Origin of the sequence: Ruegeria sp. HKCCD6428 (assembly GCF_013110595.1) — a bacterium.
Taxonomy (GTDB): Bacteria; Pseudomonadota; Alphaproteobacteria; order Rhodobacterales; family Rhodobacteraceae; genus Ruegeria.
In genome coordinates this window covers 152441-170560 of the sequence record NZ_WVQX01000007.1, presented here as the reverse complement: position 1 = coordinate 170560, position 18120 = coordinate 152441, and the positions used below count along the sequence as shown (strand labels likewise).

Genomic DNA, 18120 nt, shown 5'->3' with positions numbered 1-18120 from the left:
CAATTCCGTATAACCGCTTTGTGGCTTGGCATAATTCGTGATCCGGCTACATGTTGTGGACGGCAGCTTGGTGCAACCGGGGTAACTGTTTGATGCGATTTCTACGGCAGAGTCTTGTCGGTATCTTTCTGGCGTTCCTGACGCTTGCTCTGCTGTTTATTGCCGCGCAGATCATCATGGGTGCCGTTCAGGACGTCCTGACGCGTGAGGACCAGGCGCCCGCCGCCCGCGAACGGGTCTTTGCGGTTGCCGTACGTCAGGCCGAAGCGGAAACCGTAATCCCATATCTCGAAGCATTCGGAGAGGTCCAGAGCCGGCGCAGACTTGAATTGCGCGCGGCACTGGGTGGCCGCGTTGTCGCCCTGGCAGAGGATTTCGTGGATGGCGGAACGGTGACTGCCGGGGAAGTTCTGGTTGAACTGGATCCGGCGGATGCCCAATCCGCGCTGGATCGGGCCAAGTCCGATCTATTGGACGCACAATTCGAAGAACGTGATGCCGAACGGTCTTTGCTGCTGGCGCAGGACGAATTGAAATCGGCCGAGGCGCAAGCCGAACTGCGGGAACGGGCGCTGCAACGGCAACGCGATCTGGAGGCCCGAGGGGTAGGCGCCGCCGCCAGCGTGGAAGAGGCGGAACTGGCGGCTGCTTCGGCACAACAGGCTGTGCTGGCGCGCCGTATCGCGCTTGCACAGGCTGATTCCCGCGTCGATCAGGCAACGACGTTGTTGGCGCGGGCGGTGATCGCCTTGGAGGCAGCCGAACGCGATCTTGACGATATGACCATTCGGGCCGGATTCAGCGGTACGCTGACCGATGTGACGCTTGTGGAAGGGCGGTTGGTGTCGGCGAATGAAAAACTGGCTGAACTGGTTGATCCAAACGCTCTTGAAGTGGCGTTCCGGGTGTCGACGGCACAATATGTACGTCTGTTGGACGAGAATGACAGGCTGATCAACGCACCGGTCACGGTTTCGCTTGAGGTGACGGGCACCGATCTAACCGCGACTGGTCATATCAGCCGCGACAGCGGCTCTGCGGGCGAGGGTCAGACCGGACGACTGATCTATGCGCGTCTGCAAGAGGCATCCGGTTTCAAGCCCGAAGATTTCGTCACCGTCTCGGTTCAGGAACAACCGCTTGCCAATGTGTTCCGCTTGCCGTCTTCGGCATTGGACGCATCGGGAACGGTTCTGGTGCTGGGTGCGGATGACCGCCTGGAAAGCTTGCCGGTGCAGCTTGTCCGCAGACAGGGTGACGAGGTTTTGCTGCGGGGCGACGGGTTGGAAGGGCGCGAGGTTGTGATCGGGCGCACGCCGTTGCTTGGATCTGGCGTGCGGGTGCGGCCCTTGCGGCTTGAGGCCGGGGCAGACCCGGGTATGGTCGAACTGTCAGATGCGAAACGCGCTGAACTCGTGGCCCGGGTCGAGGCCAGCGAAACCATGCCTCAGGATGAGAAAACTCAGGTTCTCGGTCAGTTGCGGGAAGCGCGCGTCCCTTCATCTCTGGTGCGGCGCATTGAAACCAAGGCCGGGGGCTGAGCGTCATGATGCGCGAGATACCTGGCGCAGCGGGTGGCCTTCTCAGCTATTTCACACGGCACCGGACGGTGGCCAATTTGCTGCTGCTGGTGATGCTGGTTCTGGGTGCAGCGGCTATCCCGAACATGCGGGCGCAGTTCTTTCCGGATGTCATTCTGGAACGGGTTGATGTCACCGTCTCGTGGGAAGGTGCAGGCCCCGAGGACATGGATGCAGGTATCGTGCAGTTGTTGGAACCTGCGCTGCTGGCCGTTGAAGGGGTAACCAGCACCGAGGCCAGCTCACACCCAAGTTGGACCCGCGTCAGACTGGAGTTCGAGCCGAACTGGGACATGTCCCGCGCGGTCGAAGACGTCCGGACCGCGATAGACGGTGTGACGGATCTGCCCGAAGGTTCGGAAGAACCTGAAATTCGGCGCGGCGCTTGGCGGGATCGGGTGACGGATGTCGTTATCAGTGGCCCCACAGACACCAATCAACTGGCGAAGCTGACGGATGAGTTCATCAACCGCTTGTTCTCGGCAGGGGTTACGCGAACCGAAATCAGGGGCATTGCCGCGCCTCAGATCATTGTCGAAATCACCACGGCGCAATTGATCGCCAATGACATCACCATGGAAGAGATCGCGTCGGCGATTGCGGCCGAGGTCAGCACCGATCCCGCTGGTGAGGTTGAGGGCGCAGGTGCGCGTATCCGGGCCGGAACCGAAAAGAGGACCCCGGAGCAGATCGAAGACATCGCGCTGCGGACCTTTGCCAACGGGGCTAAGCTGAAAGTCGGTGATATCGCCAGGATTCGGGTCGAAGGTGTCACACGGCATCGCAGTTATTTCGTCGGCGACGATCCGGCCATGTCCATCCGGGTCGACCGGTCAAATCTGGGCGATGCGATAGACATCCAGCACACGGTCGAAGATGTTGCCCGTGAAATGCAGGCCAGCTTGCCCGAAGGTGTGAAGATCGAGCTGATCCGCACCCGCGCCCAGGCCATAACCGACCGATTGAACATTCTGGTCAACAACGGGTTGATGGGTCTTGGCCTTGTCGTCTGTCTGCTGTTCTTGTTCCTCAACGCGCGCATCGCCTTCTGGGTTGCGGCGGGTATCCCGGTGGCGATGTCGGCCGCAATCGCATTGATGTATCTGGGCGGCTTGTCGCTGAACATGGTCTCGCTGTTCGGCCTGATCATCACGCTGGGCATCGTGGTTGATGACGCCATCGTGGTGGGGGAACACGCGGATTTCCGTGCCCGGCGTTTGGGTGAGCCGCCTGTTGTGGCTGCGGAACGTGCGGCGCGGCGGATGGCCATGCCGGTGCTGGCTGCGACTGTCACGACGGTAATCGCGTTTTTCGGTCTGACCCTGGTGGGCGGACGATTCGGAGAATTGATCCGCGACATTCCCTTTACGGTGATCGCCGTTTTGATCGCTTCGTTGGTCGAGTGCTTTCTGATCCTTCCCAATCACATGGCACACGCCATCGCGCATTCGGCCAAGGAACACTGGTATGACTTGCCCAACCGGGTCGTCAATCGTGGTTTCCGTTGGGTTCGGGACCACCTGTTCCGTCCCTTGATCGCCTGGGTGATATGGGCGCGCTACGTGGTCGTGGCGCTGATGATCGCGGTACTGGCCAGCCAGGTAGCACTGTTCATTCGCGGCGACGTGAATTGGCGTTTTTTCAATGCACCAGAGCGAAGTTCCGTGACCGGCGGCTTTATCATGCGCGAAGGTTCGACGCGATCGGATACGCTGGAAATGATGCGCCTTCTGCAACAGGCGGTCAATGACCTGGGCCAGATCTACGAAGAGCGTCATGGGCGCAATCCGATCGACTATGTCCTGGCCGAGGTTGGCGGCAATGCAGGCCGACAGCTGGCTGCTGCGGATGGCAAGGATGGCAGTTTGTTGGGTGGTATTTCGATCGAACTCATCGATGCCGATCTGCGCCCTTATTCGAGTTTCGAATTCGTCGGAGAGTTGCAGGAATTCGCGCCGCGCCATCCCAAGCTCGAAGTGATCAGCTTCCGGGGGTGGCGCTCTGGACCGGGTGGCGACGCCATCGACGTGCAGTTTTTCGGCTCTGACGTGAGCGTTCTAAAGGCCGCGTCCGAAGACTTGCAGGCCGAGCTGTCGAAATTTCCCGAAGTCTCGGCGCTGGAAGACAACCTGGCTTATGACAAGGAAGAGTTCATCCTGGACCTGACTGCACAGGGAGAGGCGCTGGGATTCCGGATAGAAACGCTTGGTCGCGCCCTGCGCAATCGCCTGAACGGTATCGAAGCGGCAACTTTCCCGGACGGGCCACGCAGTGCCGAGATCCGTGTGGAACTTCCTGAAGGCGAACTGACGGCAGATTTCCTCGAGCGTACGCTCATGCGGTCTCCTGATGGGGTTTACGTCCCGCTGGCCGACATCGTTTCGGTCGAGCGTGAGTCCGGTTTCTCGACGGTTCGGCGCGAAAACGGCCTGAGGGTTGTTTCGGTCTATGGCGACATCTCCGAGGATGATCCGGCACGCGCGGCTGAAATCGAACGGGCGATGCAGGAAGAAATCCTGCCGAATATCGCTGCCGAACGGCAAGTCGAGTGGCGTATGTCGGGCCTGAGCGAACAGGAAAATGAATTCCTTGCCGAAGCCCGCACCGGTTTGATCCTGTGCCTGACAGGTATCTACCTTGTTCTGGCCTGGGTGTTCGCCAGCTGGACACGGCCAGTGGTTGTCATGGCAATCATACCCTTTGGCCTCGTTGGTGCAATCTGGGGCCACTACATCTGGGATGTGCCGCTCAGCATGTTCACGGTGGTCGGGTTGCTGGGCATGACGGGGATCATCATCAACGACTCGATCGTTCTGGTGACGACGATAGATGCGTATCAAAAAGACCGTGGTCTGGTTCCGTCCATTGTCGAAGGTACCGCAGACAGGTTGCGTCCCGTGATGCTGACCACTTTGACCACGGTTCTTGGACTTGCGCCGTTGCTTTACGAGGGTTCGCAACAGGCGCAATTCCTGAAGCCGACCGTGATCACGCTGGTTTACGGGCTTGGGTTCGGGATGTTGCTGGTTCTGATCCTGGTGCCTGCCCTGTTGGCGATCCTCAATGACGTGGCGCGTCCTATGACAGCCATGCGCCGCGCCGCGCGGGCACCGGACCGGGTTGTTCGCGGGGCGCTGGCGGCAACCGGGGCCGCATTGGCTGTTTGGTTCGGCCTGACGATGATTTGGCCCGCGGTTACAGGCGCGCCGCTTGGCGTACTGCAAGGCCTCTATGCAGGTGGAGATGGCATTGCGGTGCTGCGAATGGGGTTGGGTGCATTCCTGGCCGGGGCAATTCTGATCGTGGTCCTGAGCGTGGTCCTGTCAGGTTTGCTTTATGGGCGGCTGACAAGATCGGCCGATGCCTGATCCGCGCGGATCGCGTGTTCCAAAAGGTCGATGACCCGCGCGCTCATCGGCAGGTCGCCCCGGCGTATCTGTTCGATGGCAAACCAACGGGCATCCAGCGCGTCGTCACCAGCTTGTGGTGTGCCGGACTGATAGCGGCAGGCAACGCCGACCAACAGGAAATGGGAAAAAACCTGACCCGCCTTGTCGTGACGCAGCAGATCCAGATTTCTCAGGTAGTGTGACGGTTCCGCAATCACCGAGGTTTCTTCCCACAACTCGCGCTGCGCCGCTTGCAGAACGGTTTCACCCCACTCTACGTGGCCGCCGGGGAACCCCCACAGGCCCTTGTCCGGCTGTTTGCTGCGCTGAACCAGAAGAACCTTGTCCTGATGCAGAACAACCGCCAATGCACCGATCTTGGGGGATTGGCTCATGCATTCAGCCCGCGCTACAGCCCAGAATATCCACCGCGTGGTCGGACCCCAGAACAGTGATCCGGATCTCGGACCGGTCCAGCGCAAAAGGTGCACCTGATGCGTGTATGATTTCCGCTTCGGCCACCAATGTATCCCCCTGCCTCTGAGATACGGGTTGCGAGGCCCAAAGCGAAGGATTGCCAGGTTCGATCACTGCGACTTCTCGGCCACCCGCGGACGGCATCGTCATCCGCGCCTCGATCCGCATCCCATCTTTCGTGGGCGTCAGATTGCAGGTGGTCTTGGTGACACGAGCTTCGCGTGCAGAATAGGGCCTTTGCGCCATCGCTGCGGCAATCGCCGGGTTGCGATCAGCTTCGGCGTCCAGCGTGTGGTCGAAATCCAGGCGTTCCGGGATGCAAACGTCTTTGCAGACCCCCAGATCCATCTTACCTTTCAGACGGACCGGTTTTGCCGGGTTGCGCGGAGTGACCTTGATGGGCAGGACCAGCTGATTTTCATAGCCAATCGATTGCAGGCCATTCTGGTCAAAGACTTCGGGCGAGGGCCAGATGATTTCCACCTGGCCGACATTGCTGGATCGCTTCCAGTCGAACTCGGGCGGGATGCCGGAATCTCCTGGCGCGCGCCAGTAGGTCTTCCAGCCATCCTTGAGCGTCAGTTTCAGCGCGGTCATGTAGGTGCCGTTGGTCGTCCGTCCACCATCCAGAACATCCAGCCGAACCACGTTGTCCAAGTCCTGCGCGGCAACTGGAACGGACAGGCTCAGACACGCGAGCGCGGCTACGGCGGTGGGTTTGATCGGCATCTTCATACCCCATAAATGCGCGTCGATGGCGCGGATTCCAAGTCACGATCCGGTCACTGCGCTGAAATCTGTCGAAATACGGGTTGGTCTCTTGCAAACTGGGGTGCGGCAGGGCCATTGTTGACGTGAACTGACAAAGAGATGACGGCCCATGGACCTGACCGGAAAACTGTTGATTGCGATGCCCGGAATGGGCGATCCGCGATTCGACCATTCGGTGGTGTATATGTGCAGCCATGGCGACGATGGCGCCATGGGATTGATCGTGAACAAGCCTTCGGATCTGCGAATCAAGACGTTGCTGGGGCAACTGAACATCGCCTGCCGTATCCCGGTGATCGGAGAGCGCCTTGTGCATTTCGGTGGCCCGGTCGAGATGTCGCGCGGATTTGTCCTGCACAGCGCCGATTATGAGGCCAATCTGCATTCGATGCATATTTCCGCGGATTTCAGCATGACGGCGACACTGGATGTGCTTGAAGATCTGGCCTCTGGCAGCGGACCACTGAATTCGATGCTGACGCTGGGCTATTCCGGCTGGGGCCCGGGTCAGCTTGAGGACGAAATCGCGATGAACGGCTGGCTGACCACCGAAGCGACGACGAAACTTGTCTTCGACGTGCCTGATGACGAAAAATGGGAAGCTGCCTTGGCGACGCTCGGGGTGGACCCTCTGACGTTGTCCGCCAGCGCAGGCCGGGCCTGATCAGCTGTTGCGTGGTGCGGCGGCGCGGCGCAGCCTGTCGTTGATTGCGGCCCCCAATCCGGTGTTCGGGATCGGAGATACGGCAATGGGTCGACCGGTCTCGTTCAACCTGTGAAGGGCTGCAAAGAGGTTCGCGGCCGCCTCGGTCAGACGTCCTTGGACAGACAGGTTCAGGTCGCAATCCACCGCTCCAAAGCCCAGCAGAACCTCATCCCCGTGACGCGCAGTGGCGTTCAGGCGGACCGGGGCGTCGGGCGCATAATGCGACTGCAACTGCCCCGGAGCGGTCAGCAGATCGCCGGATTGGTGCAGGTGCAGGTGCAGGTTCAGCACGCTTTCGATCCGGTCCAACGCAACGCCGCCAGGACGCAGCAATGTGGGCTCTCCGGCCAGACCGACAATGGTGGATTCCAGCCCCACCGCACAGGGACCGTCGTCCAGAACAGCCGCGATCCTTCCGCCAAGACCGGACCACACATGAGCCGCCGTCGTGGGGCTGATCTGACCCGAGGGATTAGCCGAAGGGGCCGCGACCGGTCCGTCAAAGTCGGCCAGCAGCGCACGCGCCGTCGGATGCGCAGGTACCCGCACGGCCAGAGTGTCCAGCCCGGCGGTCACCAGCGAGGAAACCCCGTGCCCTTCGCGCAACGGCAAAACCAGGGTCAGAGGACCAGGCCAGAAGGCCTGTGCGAGTTGCTCGGCCAGATCCGACCATTGCACAAAGCGCTGGGCCGCTTCGACCGAGGCGACATGGGCGATCAGCGGGTTGAAGCTGGGCCGTCCCTTGGCCTCGTAAATCGATGCGACGGCCTGTCCGTTGCGGGCGTCGCCGCCAAGGCCATAGACCGTTTCGGTCGGAAAAGCGACCAGAAGACCCTGGCGCAAAAAATCGGCAGCCTGCGCGATGCCGCCGGGATCTGCCGTCAATTCCTGTGTGCCGGATGAGATCATATCTGATGACGCCGCGTTTTGGTTGCCTGGAACTTGAGGTAAGGTACGTAATCGGTTCAGGCCCACACGCTTACCGGCGCTTGCATTTGATTCCAAGCCCGCCGATGTATTCTGATCCGTTAGACCCCGAGAGAAATCATGCCATATCGCGCCCCAATCTCAGATTATCAATTTCTGCTGCACCATGTCGTCGGGTTCGACCAGGTCGCCGCCACCGAGACTTTTGCAGATGCCAGCGCCGATGTCGTCACGGCCATCCTGACCGAAGCCGCCAAGATGAGCGAAGAGGTTCTGGCCCCGTTGCAGCGTGCCGGTGATCTGGAACCGGCGCGGCTTGAGAATGGCGTGCTCCGCAGCTCTCCGGGTTATGCCGATGGCTGGAAGGCGATTGCCGAAGGCGGGTGGATCGGGATCAGCGCTGATCCCCAATTTGGCGGAATGGGCCTGCCGATGGCTGTCACCACTGCCGTGAACGAGATGATGAGCGCCGCTTGCCTGTCGCTGCAACTTGCTCCGCTGATGGCGCAGGGCCAGATCGAGGCGTTGGAACACCACGCCAGCGACGAATTGAAGTCACTGTATCTGCCCAAAATGATTTCGGGTGAATGGTCTGCTACCATGAACCTGACCGAAGCTCAGGCCGGATCGGATGTGGGTGCGCTGACCTCGAAGGCTGAGCCAAATGGTGATGGCACATACTCGGTGACCGGGCAGAAGATCTTCATCTCCTGGGGCGACAACGACTTTGCTGAAAATGTCTGCCATCTGGTTCTGGCCCGTCTGCCGGACGGTGTGCCAGGCACCAAGGGCATTTCCTTGTTTCTGGTGCCGAAATACATCCCCGATGCGGATGGCAATCCCGGCGTGGCCAACGACCTGAAGGTTGTTTCCGTCGAACACAAGATGGGCCTGCATGGCTCGCCCACCTGCGTGATGCAATATGACGGCGCCAAAGGATGGCTTGTCGGTAAGGAACATGGTGGTATGGCGGCCATGTTCACCATGATGAACAACGCTCGCCTGGGCGTGGGTGGCCAGGGTGTGGGCGTTGCGGAAGGCGCCTATCAGCATGCTTTGGCCTATGCGCTGGAACGCAAGCAGGGCAGGACGCCTTCTGGTAAGATCATCGATCATGCGGATGTGCGTCGCATGATCATGGATATGCGCGCCGATATCTTTGCCGCTCGGGCTATTCTTCTGGCCAACGCGACCGCGATTGACATGGCGAAAGCCACCGGCGACGCCGATTGGGCCGCGCGGGCCGCGTTGTTGACGCCAATCGGCAAGAACTTTGGGGCCCGGACCGGGATACGCGTGGCCGAAACCGGCGTACAGGTGCACGGCGGCATGGGCTTTGTCGAAGAAACAGGCGCGGCGCAATATTCCCGCGATGTTCGCGTGACCGCGATTTACGAGGGAACCGACGGCATTCAGGCCATGGACCTTGTTGCGCGCAAAATGATGGACGGGGGCGAGGCGGCTTCGAACCTTCTGGACGAGATCGAAGAACAGGCCGAACACGCGCGTACGACGATGCCCGATCTGGCCGGTCCAGTGTGGGAGGCAACAGAAACCCTGCGCGAGGCAACCGAATGGTTGGTGGCGCAAGACGACATGAACGACCGATTTGCAGGCGCAACGGCCTATCTTCAGGCGTTTGCCCGGGTTCTTGGCGGGCATTATCACCTGTCCGCGGCTCTGGCTGATCCGGAAGGACCACGGGCCAAATTGGCGCGCTACTACATCAACGCCTTGTTGCCCGAGCATTCCGGGCTTCTGGCGCGGGTGCAAAGCGGCGCGGATGACCTCTTCTCGCTCAGCCCCGATGAGTTGGCGGCGTGATGGACGGGGATCGCGTATCGGGGATCAGATATCCGTGGGCGGAACCGCCCGCGCCGGGTGAAGCCGTCGAGGTTGCCGAGGGTGTACTGTGGATGCGCCTGCCTCTTCCGATGGCGCTGGATCACGTCAATATCTACGCGCTGGACGATGGTGAAGGTTGGACGGTGATTGACACCGGGCTGTCGTCGAACAAGACGCGGCGTATCTGGGAAACCCTGATGGGCGGGCCTTTGAAAGGCAAACCGATCACCCGTGTGGTGGTGACGCATCATCATCCTGACCATGTCGGCAATGCCGGGTGGTTTCAGTCGGAACACGGGGCCGAGCTGGTCGCAAGCCGCACCTCATGGCTGTTCGCGCGGATGCTGACGCTGGATGTGCAAGAGACATGGCCACAGGAAACGCTTGATTTCTATCGCAGCGCCGGCATGGCGCCCGAGGTTCTGAATGCGCGGATGAAGGATCGTCCGTTCAACTTTGCCGACACGGTTTACCCCATGCCGCTGGGCTTTGCCCGGATCAAGCAGGGCGACGTGATCCGAATGGGAGGGCGCGACTGGGATGTGCATATGGGCAATGGCCACGCGCCGGAACACGCCACTTTCTGGAGCCGTGACGACAATCTGGTGTTGAGCGGCGATCAGATTCTCGGCTCGATCAGTCCCAATCTGGGCGTCTATGCCACGGAACCGATGGCCGATCCGGTTTTAGCGTGGCTGGAAGCCTGCGAGCGGTTGCAGACGCTTGCCCGGCCCGATCATCTGGTTCTGGGCGGGCACAAGCTGCCGTTTTCGGGCCTGCCGCTGAGGATGAAACAGCTGATCGACAACCACCACGGCGCGTTGGACCGCCTGTTGAAGCATCTGGATCAACCCAGAGCGGCCGCGGATTGTTTTCTGCCACTGTTCAAACGCACGATCCGCGAAGGCGAATATGGGCTTGCGCTGGTTGAGGCGGTTGCGCATGTGAATCATCTCTACCACATTGGTGCGGTAACCCGGACGCAACGCGCTGACGGGGCATGGCTGTATCAGCGCAAAGGGTAGAAGAATGCAGGACCAGATCGAAACCTCGGCCGAGGCCGCCGAAGCCGCCGCTTTGCCGCGGTGTCACGAGGTGCACGCGGATCCCAATGCCGAATCCGGAACCAAGGACCTGCCCGAGGGGTTGAAGAAGCCTGTTGCCAACAAAAGCCCGGCGCAATGGGCTTACGAGCGTCTGATCATGTATATCCAGAACTTTGAAAAGACTCTGGACGGCGATCACGAAGTCGCCATGGGCTTTACCGGCGGCGATGCCGGCGTCATGCGAATCGAAGGGATGGGGTATTTCGACCCCGACGTGATCACCTTTTACGGATCTGACGGAACCGGGGCCCGCACGCAATTGGTGCAGCATGTCAGCCAGTTGAACGTGATGCTGCGCGCCTTGCCCAAATCGGTCGAGGACAAACCCGCCAACCGCATCGGTTTCCGTCTGGCGGCGGATCTGGAAGACAGCTGACTTGCAATTCACGCTTGCGCGCCTTTGAATGACTGCATCAGTCCGGAGGCGCACACGTGACAAGGTTTTTTCAAGCAGTAACACATGCCTATGCAGGTGCCTGGGAACGGCGCCGGGTCTTTGTGCCAATCTATATCGCTGTGCGCTTGCTGCTGGTGGCGCTGATCGCGCCGGGTGTGGCTGTGGCTGTCAATCTGGCGGTCTCTCTGTCAAATCAGACCGCTCTGACCGATCAGGACATTGCGATGTTCCTGCTGTCTCCGGCAGGGTTCATCGCGGGTGTTGCGGTGCTCAGTCTGTTCTTGCTGGCCGAGGTGCTTGTGTTCGCGGTCATGGCCGGGTCCTTGCGTATGGGAGAAAACGACCCCTGGCGCGCAGGCAGTGCGGCACTGGCACTGAACCTGTCCCGCTTTCCGGCGCTGTTCGGATTTGCCGTTCGGTTCATCCTGCGCGTTCTGCTTCTCGCCTTGCCGTTTGTGGCCATCGCGGGGTTGATCGCATGGTGGACGCTGACGGAATATGACATCAATTATTACCTGACATTCCACCCTCCGGCCTTTCAGGTGGCAGTGGTTCTGATCGGACTTGTCGTTCTTGCGTTGGCATGGGTGTTGATCCGCCGACTGTCGGGATGGGCGCTGGCGTTGCATCTGGTCCTGTTCGAGGGGGCCTCACCACGCGGAGCATTCGCGAAAAGCGAACAAAAGATGGAAGGCAAGCGCGGGCGTTTGAAGATCGAGCTTGCCCTTTGGCTGGGACTGCGGCTTGTGATTGCGGCTTTGATTGCGGCGGTGGCCAGTCTGTTGTTTGCGGTTGTGCCCTTGCAGGAAGGCGGCAGCCTCAGACTGGCATTGATCCTCAGCCTGATCATTGCGGGGCTTTGGTCCCTGGCGGGCTTGGTTCTGGCGGCCACGGCGCTGGGCGCATTGGCGGTCTTGCTGGACGGTTTCTTTGAAGCTGAGACCAAGGACGTTCCCCATCCCGAACCCCGAAGGATCCGCGTGCCGGTTCTTGTCACTGTCGCGGCGGCCTTGGCCGCGTTGGGCGTTGGCTTCTGGCTTGGGCAAAGCTTGCTGGAACGCGTGCAGGCGCCGGATCAAGCCGAGGTCATCGGCCATAGGGGCGCTGCGGCTTTGCGACCTGAAAACACAATGGCCTCGGTCCTGAAAGCGATCGAGGATGGTGCGGACTGGGTTGAGATAGACGTTCAGGAAACGGCGGATGATGTGGTTGTCGTTGCCCATGACAGCGATTTCATGAAATTGGCCGGCGTCAACCTGAAGGTCTGGGATGCGACGATGCAGGATGTTGCTGATATCGACATTGGAAGCTGGTTCGGACCGGAATACGCCGCAGAGCGGACCCCGACCCTGCGAGAAGTACTGGAAGCGGCCAAGGGTAAGTCGAAGGTTCTTATCGAGCTGAAATATTATGGTCACGACGTCGATCTGGAAAATCGGGTGATCGGCCTTGTCGAAGAGCTTGGGATGCAGAATGACGTTGCCACCATGTCGCTGAAATACCCGGCCGTGCAAAAGATGGAAAAGTTGCGGCCCGATTGGCGCTCTGGTGTGCTGGCGGCCACGGCCATTGGGGATCTGTCGGGGTTGGAAGGTGAATTTGTCGCCGTCAATGCAGGCATGGTTACACCCGGGCTGATCCGCAAAGTGCAGGACGCTGGTAAGGATATCTATGTCTGGACGGTGAATGATCCGTTGCAGATGTCCAGGATGGCCTCGATGGGTGTGGATGGTTTGATTACCGACCGCCCGGCCATGGCCAATGAGGTTTTGCGCATACGCGCTGAAATGGGGCCGGGCGAGCGGCTGTTGCTGTGGCTGGCAACCACCTTTGGATTGCAGGTCGATACAGAGGCGATGCGCGATGAAAGTCCTTAATATGGCCCTGTTTCTGTCTCTGCTGCCACTATCGGCATGGGCACAGGATCTGATGCGCGGATTTGAAATGCCGGGCCACCGCGCCCTGATCGAGCAAAGCAAGGACGCCGAACTGACGTCGTTTGAAACCGATGGCTGTTCAGGCGGGTTGTCAGCCAGTTGGCGCTGGGTGGCAAAGCAATTCCCACAGGTTGGCGCGCTATATCAAGAACACCCGCCGTGGGAGTACTGCTGCGTCATCCACGACCGGGCATATCACAATGCTGGCGGTGCAGAGACAGCTAACGAAAGCTATGAGGCACGTCTGGCAGCGGATGACGCCTTGCACGCCTGTGTGGTGCAGCACGGAGACAACCATGCCGAGGACTATGCCGACCAGTACGACATGTCGCCTGAACAGATTCGCAGCGTGCACGCGATCACTGCGGATGCAATGTACGGGGCGGTGCGATTCGGTGGCGGGCCGTGCAGCGGCCTGCCCTGGCGGTGGGGGTTCGGGTATCCCGGTTGTTCGGTCCTCAAGTAACAGCGTCCTGCGCGCGAATGACGTGGTGACAGGCGTTCTGTTTTCCATTATCCAACAGATCAAACACGCGAATTGGGAATCTGAGACTCATGGCTGAACACAAGCACGGCGAAATGGACATCACGGTCCAAACCAAGACATTCAACGGTTTCATCAAGGCCACCACGTGGTGTGTGGTCGCCATTGCCTTCCTGTGCCTGTTCCTGGCGGTTTTCGCCTCCTAATCGTTTCGGGGGCTGACTTGTTCAGGATATTGATTGCCTGCTTGCTGGCAGCGACAGTGGCGGGCTGCGCCAATTCGAACCGTCCACAGGCGGATCGGAACGAGATCGTGTCCCGGTCCTACCGTGATCCGGGGCCAGCGACCCTGACGCTGTACACAATGATCAATACACGCACCGGATCGGGCGCGCATACGTCGCTGATGATCTCGGGCAGCGAGCGGGTGATCTTTGACCCTGCCGGTTCGTTCCGGGCGGATGTGGTTCCGGTGAAGGATGATGTGCTTTACGGCATTACCCCTGCGGTCGAACGAGCTTATCGCAGCTCGCACGCGCGCGAGACGCATTATGCCCGCATACAGACCATTCAGGTGAGCCCGCAACAGGCTGAAATCGCCTTGCAACTGGCAAAGCAATCCGGTCCGGTCGCTGGCGCATTCTGTACCAACTCGACTTCTCAACTGTTGAAGCAGGTGCCGGGGTTCGAGCAGATTGATGTGACGTTCTATCCGGTTAACCTGTCGGAACAGTTTGCGCAGATTCCGGGCGTCGTGACCGAAGAATATCGGGAAAATGACGATGCGGATCTGCAAAAGGGTTTGGCGGCAAACAATGCGCGTCTCAACCAGCTCGACGCTGTCTCAACTCAGTAGATAAAGCAGACCATAGAGCGTGGCGGCCCCGGAAAAGATGGCCGCTATCACGTTTTTGCTGATCACTCCGACCGCCAGGGCAACGGCTGCCGCCGACATACGGGGCAGATCAGGCTGCCCTTCGGTGGCAGAGGGCCAAACGACCAGCGGTGCGATCAATGCGGGAAGGATGGCCACCGCTGTATATCGCAGGTGACGCAGCAGCCAAGGCGGCATCGGGCGATCACCTACAAAACCGATAAAGACAAAGCGCAGCGCATAGCTGCCGATGGCAAGCCCGATGATAATGGTCCAGATTGTGACGGAATCGGGCTGTGTCATTGTCGCGTCTTTCTGCGTTCGAGGATCAGTTCCGCCTGTGCTCCGGCAACCATTCCAGCGCATCCGGCGATCAACAGACCCAGATTGAACGGGATTACGACGGTCAACAACGATACCGTGATGGCCACAAGGGCAGCGACCACATGTGCAAAGGTCCGCATCATCGGCCCTATCATGGCCAGAAAGGTGATAGGCAGGGCAAAATCCAGCGCCCAGCTTTCCGGTATTTGCGCACCCAGCACTGCGCCCAGATAAGTGCTCAGAATCCAAAGCGGTGTGATCGGCGTGACAGAGCCCACGAAATAGGCCATGCGTAGTGGCACTGACAGGTCGGGCTCTTTCTCGAACCGCACGATCGAGCAGGCATAAGATTGATCCACGGTCAGATATGCCGCAAAGGCACGCTGCCACATGGGCGCGGAACCCAGGTAAGGTGTCAGTGATGCGGAATACATCGCCATACGCAGATTCACGGCCAGCGCCGAGGTTATGATGATCACGGTCGGGGTGTTGTCCTGCAACAATTGCAACGCCGCGAATTGCGCGGCACCTGCAAAAACGGTCGATGTAAAGGCCATCGTCTGGACAAGGGTTAACCCGGCCTCCGTCGCAAAAACACCAAACAGAAGGCCAAAGGGCACGGCGACGAAGATAAACGGCGTCCCGTCCCGAAAACCTTTCCAGAAGTATGACTTGGATGTGGCAGAGGCCATGGCTAAATCCTATGGTGATTCATGCAGCAGTAACTGTCTTGGGAAGGGGTTGCAATTGGCCACGGAATTCGATCTGTCGGACTATCTTATCGCCCCTGATCCGGGTGCGATGCGCCTGACCCGAGCGGTCGAGGGTGTGGATCAGAACGGTGAAATCAGCCAGATATCTGTGGTCGAGGAACGCCCGCTGACGATCTTCCTCAATTCGCAGGAAATCGTGACGGCGATGACGATTGGCGATTACCCCGAATACCTGGCGCTGGGCTTTCTGCGCAATCAGGGGATGCTGCTGGCGGATGACGAAATCACGCGCGTGGAATATGACGACGATCTTGAAACCGTGATCGTCCGCACCGCGCGCCAGACGTCTTACGAGGACAAGCTGAAGAAAAAGACCCGCACCAGCGGGTGTGCCGTAGGTACGGTGTTTGGCGACATGATGGAAGGTCTTGAAGACGTGCAATTGCCGCAGGTTCAGGTGCGGACGTCGTGGCTGTACGACCTGGCGTCCAAAATCAACCGCACTCCGTCGCTGTACCTCGAGGCCGGAGCAATCCACGGCACTGTTTTGTGCCGCGAAAACCGCCCGCTGGTCTATATGGAGGACGTGGGCCGTCATAATGCCGTCGACAAGATTGCTGGCTGGATGTTGTCCGAGAATGAGGCGGCGGAGGACAAGATCCTCTATACCACCGGTCGCCTGACATCCGAGATGGTGATCAAAACGGCGATGATGGGAATCCCCGTTTTGGCCTCCCGCTCGGGCTTCACCGCCTGGGGCGTCGAGATCGCGCGCGAGGTCGGGCTGACGCTGATCGGGCGGATGCGCGGCCAGCGCTTTGTCTGCCTGTCGGGTGAGGATCGCCTGCTGCGCGACGTGGACCCGTCAACCGTTGCTGTCGAAGACAGGAAACACCGCCGGAAAAGTGCAGGATGATTTTGGAAACCCTTAGACTTTTTTTCCTGTTTGTCGTTGCAGTCAGTATCTTGCCGCTGAGCATTCTTGCTGCGCGAAACTACGCACGCAGCAAACGGGCAATCGTAGAGGGCATGGCACGGTTGGACGAAGAAACTCTGGATCGATTGGGGTGGGAGGCAAGAGAATACATCGGCACATTCGACCTGTTTGCCCCCTTCCGGATGGGATGGGCAGCTTGGGGATTGGCGGTGCAAAAACAAAGCGCCGTATTGCAACGTATCCTTCTTCAAGGTTTGCCAGACTCAGTCGTTTTGCCAGATGAAATCAGACGATCACTTCGCAGGTATCGGTGCTTTTTCTGGTTGTTTTTCGCGCCTGTGGCGGTTTTGGTGCTCTTTTTCGCTTTCATTCGCTTGAGCCATGTTTTGGCCGACTTTTCCGGACTTCCTGTGAGCCTGTGTTTCATTTTGCTGGGTGCGGGTAGTGGGGTTTGGATTTTCACACCGCTGGAGAAATTCCAAAAATGGCCGGAAATCGAGGACCCATCATGACGAAACCGCTTGGCGTCATTCTTGCAGGCGGGCAGGCCACCCGTATGGGCGGCGGCGACAAGGGCCTGTTGCAGATCGGGGGGCAGAGCCTGCTGTCCCATGTGGTTGACCGTTTGTCCCCACAGGTAAGTGGGCTGGCGTTGAACGCGAATGGCGACCCTGAGCGCTTCGCTGATCTGGGCCTGCCCGTCCTGCCTGACACGATCGAAGGGTTCGCTGGGCCTCTGGCCGGTGTGCTGGCCGGGCTCGACTGGGCGGCAGAGCAGGGGGCGGACAGCATCGTCACAGCTGCTGCGGATACGCCATTTTTCCCGCGCGATCTGGTTACGCGACTGACGCAGGCTGCGGAAGGGCAGGTACACCCGTTGGTCTTGGCCACCACGCCGCGTTCGGGCGACGAGGCGCTGAAATCCGGTGGCGGCAAGCGAGTCAACCGACACCCGACATTCGGGCTTTGGCCCGTGGCGCTGCGCGATGATCTGCGGGCGGCGCTGATGGACGGGTTGCGCAAGGTGGTGCTGTGGACCGACAATCATGAAGGACGCGAGGCATTGTTCAGCGCCGACCCGTTTGATCCGTTTTTCAACGTCAACACGCCTGAAGAATTGGATCGTGCCCGAACACTGTTGGAGCAGGCATGAGGGTCTATGGCGTCACGGGCTGGAAGAATGCCGGCAAAACCGGGCTGATGGAACGGCTGGTGGCCGAGATCACCAGCCGGGGCTTTACGGTCTCTACGGTCAAGCACGCGCATCACGGCGTCGATGTGGATCAGCCGGGCACGGACAGTCACCGGCACCGCGTTGCGGGGGCCAGCGAGGTGCTGCTTGCCTCGGGGCAACGCATTGCTTTGATGCAGGAATTGCGGGGCGCGCCTGAACCGCCGCTGGCCGAGCTTCTGGCGCGGCTCTCGCCGGTCGATCTGGTGTTGGTCGAAGGCTTCAAGCGCGAGGACCACCCCAAGATCGAAGCGTATCGCGCCGCGGCGGGCCATGCGCTGATGGCACCGGAAAATGGCACCATCCGCGCGGTGGCCAGCGACACTCCGCTGGATTTGGACCGCCCGGTCTATGATCTGGACTATACCGTCGGGATTGCTGACTTCATCCTGAAAGAGGTCGGTTTGTGAGCCTGTTCCAGA

The 18120-nt window shown here is 59.8% G+C and carries 19 protein-coding genes; 14 read left to right on the top strand and 5 right to left on the bottom strand.

Annotated elements, in window-relative coordinates:
* Nucleotides 1–92: 92 nt before the first annotated feature.
* Together GS620_RS16090 and GS620_RS16085 are read left to right on the top strand one after the other, a co-directional pair.
* The gene (locus GS620_RS16090; protein ID WP_171616868.1) at nucleotides 93–1541 is read left to right on the top strand and encodes an efflux RND transporter periplasmic adaptor subunit; all 1449 of its coding nucleotides are present in this window, start codon (nucleotides 93–95) and stop codon (nucleotides 1539–1541) included.
* Nucleotides 1542–1546: 5 nt separating this feature from the next.
* Nucleotides 1547–4948 (top strand): efflux RND transporter permease subunit, encoded by a 3402-nt coding sequence (locus GS620_RS16085; protein WP_171616866.1) that lies wholly within the window; start codon nucleotides 1547–1549, stop codon nucleotides 4946–4948.
* On the opposite strand, the gene GS620_RS16080 is transcribed toward GS620_RS16085, so the two are convergent.
* Nucleotides 4915–5364 (bottom strand): NUDIX hydrolase, encoded by a 450-nt coding sequence (locus GS620_RS16080; protein WP_171331390.1) that lies wholly within the window; start codon nucleotides 5362–5364, stop codon nucleotides 4915–4917. The genes GS620_RS16085 and GS620_RS16080 overlap by 34 nt on opposite strands.
* A gap of 4 nt (nucleotides 5365–5368) precedes the next feature.
* Nucleotides 5369–6181 (bottom strand): protein-disulfide reductase DsbD domain-containing protein, encoded by an 813-nt coding sequence (locus tag GS620_RS16075; RefSeq protein WP_371807907.1) that lies wholly within the window; start codon nucleotides 6179–6181, stop codon nucleotides 5369–5371.
* Nucleotides 6182–6326: 145 nt separating this feature from the next.
* Here GS620_RS16075 and GS620_RS16070 point away from each other — a divergent pair, with 145 nt between their 5' ends.
* Nucleotides 6327–6881, top strand: a complete 555-nt coding sequence (locus tag GS620_RS16070; RefSeq protein WP_152456781.1) for a YqgE/AlgH family protein — start codon at nucleotides 6327–6329, stop codon at nucleotides 6879–6881.
* Here GS620_RS16070 and GS620_RS16065 read toward each other — a convergent pair whose 3' ends face one another.
* Nucleotides 6882–7832, bottom strand: a complete 951-nt coding sequence (locus tag GS620_RS16065) for an L-threonylcarbamoyladenylate synthase (protein WP_171119741.1) — start codon at nucleotides 7830–7832, stop codon at nucleotides 6882–6884. It abuts the gene before it with no gap.
* Nucleotides 7833–7970: 138 nt separating this feature from the next.
* Between GS620_RS16065 and GS620_RS16060 the strand changes: the two genes are divergently transcribed.
* The 7 genes from GS620_RS16060 to GS620_RS16030 all read left to right on the top strand — a co-directional run bounded on the left by GS620_RS16060 (nucleotide 7971) and on the right by GS620_RS16030 (nucleotide 14475).
* Nucleotides 7971–9674: an acyl-CoA dehydrogenase gene (locus GS620_RS16060; protein WP_171363541.1), complete on the top strand. Its 1704-nt coding sequence runs from the start codon at nucleotides 7971–7973 to the stop codon at nucleotides 9672–9674.
* Nucleotides 9674–10720 carry an MBL fold metallo-hydrolase gene (locus GS620_RS16055; protein ID WP_171616864.1) on the top strand — a complete coding sequence of 349 codons (1047 nt, stop codon included), beginning with the start codon at nucleotides 9674–9676 and terminating at the stop codon, nucleotides 10718–10720. The genes GS620_RS16060 and GS620_RS16055 overlap by 1 nt, the downstream gene beginning before the upstream one ends.
* Nucleotides 10721–10724: 4 nt before the next feature.
* Nucleotides 10725–11177 (top strand): DUF6173 family protein, encoded by a 453-nt coding sequence (locus GS620_RS16050; RefSeq protein WP_171119738.1) that lies wholly within the window; start codon nucleotides 10725–10727, stop codon nucleotides 11175–11177.
* Nucleotides 11178–11233: 56 nt separating this feature from the next.
* Nucleotides 11234–13075 (top strand): glycerophosphodiester phosphodiesterase family protein, encoded by a 1842-nt coding sequence (locus tag GS620_RS16045; protein ID WP_171616862.1) that lies wholly within the window; start codon nucleotides 11234–11236, stop codon nucleotides 13073–13075.
* A complete protein-coding gene (locus GS620_RS16040) occupies nucleotides 13062–13601 on the top strand; it encodes a hypothetical protein (RefSeq protein WP_171331386.1) in 540 nt (179 codons plus the stop codon). Before GS620_RS16045 ends, GS620_RS16040 begins: the two co-directional genes overlap by 14 nt.
* An 89-nt stretch (nucleotides 13602–13690) precedes the next feature.
* The gene (locus tag GS620_RS16035; RefSeq protein WP_050604020.1) at nucleotides 13691–13825 is read left to right on the top strand and encodes an aa3-type cytochrome c oxidase subunit IV; all 135 of its coding nucleotides are present in this window, start codon (nucleotides 13691–13693) and stop codon (nucleotides 13823–13825) included.
* 17 nt (nucleotides 13826–13842) lie between these two features.
* On the top strand, nucleotides 13843–14475 hold the full coding sequence (locus GS620_RS16030) for a hypothetical protein (RefSeq protein WP_171171212.1): 633 nt from the start codon (nucleotides 13843–13845) through the stop codon (nucleotides 14473–14475).
* On the opposite strand, the gene GS620_RS16025 is transcribed toward GS620_RS16030, so the two are convergent.
* Both GS620_RS16025 and GS620_RS16020 read right to left on the bottom strand, forming a co-directional pair.
* Nucleotides 14464–14796 (bottom strand): AzlD domain-containing protein, encoded by a 333-nt coding sequence (locus GS620_RS16025; RefSeq protein WP_152456788.1) that lies wholly within the window; start codon nucleotides 14794–14796, stop codon nucleotides 14464–14466. The two genes, GS620_RS16030 and GS620_RS16025, sit on opposite strands and share 12 nt — an antisense overlap.
* Nucleotides 14793–15509: an AzlC family ABC transporter permease gene (locus tag GS620_RS16020; protein ID WP_171616860.1), complete on the bottom strand. Its 717-nt coding sequence runs from the start codon at nucleotides 15507–15509 to the stop codon at nucleotides 14793–14795. The genes GS620_RS16025 and GS620_RS16020 overlap by 4 nt, the downstream gene beginning before the upstream one ends.
* 49 nt (nucleotides 15510–15558) lie before the next feature.
* Between GS620_RS16020 and GS620_RS16015 the strand changes: the two genes are divergently transcribed.
* Genes GS620_RS16015 through mobB form a run of 4 tightly spaced genes read left to right on the top strand, consistent with a single transcriptional unit; the run spans nucleotide 15559 to nucleotide 18108 of the window.
* The gene (locus tag GS620_RS16015) at nucleotides 15559–16446 is read left to right on the top strand and encodes a formate dehydrogenase accessory sulfurtransferase FdhD (RefSeq protein WP_171616943.1); all 888 of its coding nucleotides are present in this window, start codon (nucleotides 15559–15561) and stop codon (nucleotides 16444–16446) included.
* Complete coding sequence (locus tag GS620_RS16010) at nucleotides 16443–16979, top strand: hypothetical protein (RefSeq protein ID WP_171331384.1); 537 nt, start codon at nucleotides 16443–16445, stop codon at nucleotides 16977–16979. Before GS620_RS16015 ends, GS620_RS16010 begins: the two co-directional genes overlap by 4 nt.
* Entirely contained in the window at nucleotides 16976–17620 is a 645-nt protein-coding gene (mobA, locus tag GS620_RS16005; protein WP_171616858.1) for a molybdenum cofactor guanylyltransferase MobA, read from the top strand. Before GS620_RS16010 ends, mobA begins: the two co-directional genes overlap by 4 nt.
* Nucleotides 17617–18108 carry a molybdopterin-guanine dinucleotide biosynthesis protein B gene (gene mobB / locus GS620_RS16000; protein WP_171331383.1) on the top strand — a complete coding sequence of 164 codons (492 nt, stop codon included), beginning with the start codon at nucleotides 17617–17619 and terminating at the stop codon, nucleotides 18106–18108. The genes mobA and mobB overlap by 4 nt, the downstream gene beginning before the upstream one ends.
* Nucleotides 18109–18120: the final 12 nt, after the last annotated feature.

Excerpts from the sequence above, each read along its gene's own strand:
- GS620_RS16040 (WP_171331386.1), top strand. The coding sequence starts at position 13,062 with ATGAAAGTCCTTAATATGGCCCTGTTTCTGTCTCTGCTGCCACTATCG.
- mobB (WP_171331383.1), top strand. The coding sequence starts at position 17,617 with ATGAGGGTCTATGGCGTCACGGGCTGGAAGAATGCCGGCAAAACCGGG.
- GS620_RS16060 (WP_171363541.1), top strand. The coding sequence starts at position 7,971 with ATGCCATATCGCGCCCCAATCTCAGATTATCAATTTCTGCTGCACCAT.
- GS620_RS16080 (WP_171331390.1), bottom strand. The coding sequence starts at position 5,364 with ATGAGCCAATCCCCCAAGATCGGTGCATTGGCGGTTGTTCTGCATCAG.
- GS620_RS16020 (WP_171616860.1), bottom strand. The coding sequence starts at position 15,509 with ATGGCCTCTGCCACATCCAAGTCATACTTCTGGAAAGGTTTTCGGGAC.
- GS620_RS16035 (WP_050604020.1), top strand. The coding sequence starts at position 13,691 with ATGGCTGAACACAAGCACGGCGAAATGGACATCACGGTCCAAACCAAG.
- GS620_RS16010 (WP_171331384.1), top strand. The coding sequence starts at position 16,443 with ATGATTTTGGAAACCCTTAGACTTTTTTTCCTGTTTGTCGTTGCAGTC.
- GS620_RS16075 (WP_371807907.1), bottom strand. The coding sequence starts at position 6,181 with ATGAAGATGCCGATCAAACCCACCGCCGTAGCCGCGCTCGCGTGTCTG.
- GS620_RS16055 (WP_171616864.1), top strand. The coding sequence starts at position 9,674 with ATGGACGGGGATCGCGTATCGGGGATCAGATATCCGTGGGCGGAACCG.
- GS620_RS16065 (WP_171119741.1), bottom strand. The coding sequence starts at position 7,832 with ATGATCTCATCCGGCACACAGGAATTGACGGCAGATCCCGGCGGCATC.
- GS620_RS16050 (WP_171119738.1), top strand. The coding sequence starts at position 10,725 with ATGCAGGACCAGATCGAAACCTCGGCCGAGGCCGCCGAAGCCGCCGCT.
- GS620_RS16085 (WP_171616866.1), top strand. The coding sequence starts at position 1,547 with ATGATGCGCGAGATACCTGGCGCAGCGGGTGGCCTTCTCAGCTATTTC.
- GS620_RS16070 (WP_152456781.1), top strand. The coding sequence starts at position 6,327 with ATGGACCTGACCGGAAAACTGTTGATTGCGATGCCCGGAATGGGCGAT.
- GS620_RS16025 (WP_152456788.1), bottom strand. The coding sequence starts at position 14,796 with ATGACACAGCCCGATTCCGTCACAATCTGGACCATTATCATCGGGCTT.
- mobA (WP_171616858.1), top strand. The coding sequence starts at position 16,976 with ATGACGAAACCGCTTGGCGTCATTCTTGCAGGCGGGCAGGCCACCCGT.
- GS620_RS16090 (WP_171616868.1), top strand. The coding sequence starts at position 93 with ATGCGATTTCTACGGCAGAGTCTTGTCGGTATCTTTCTGGCGTTCCTG.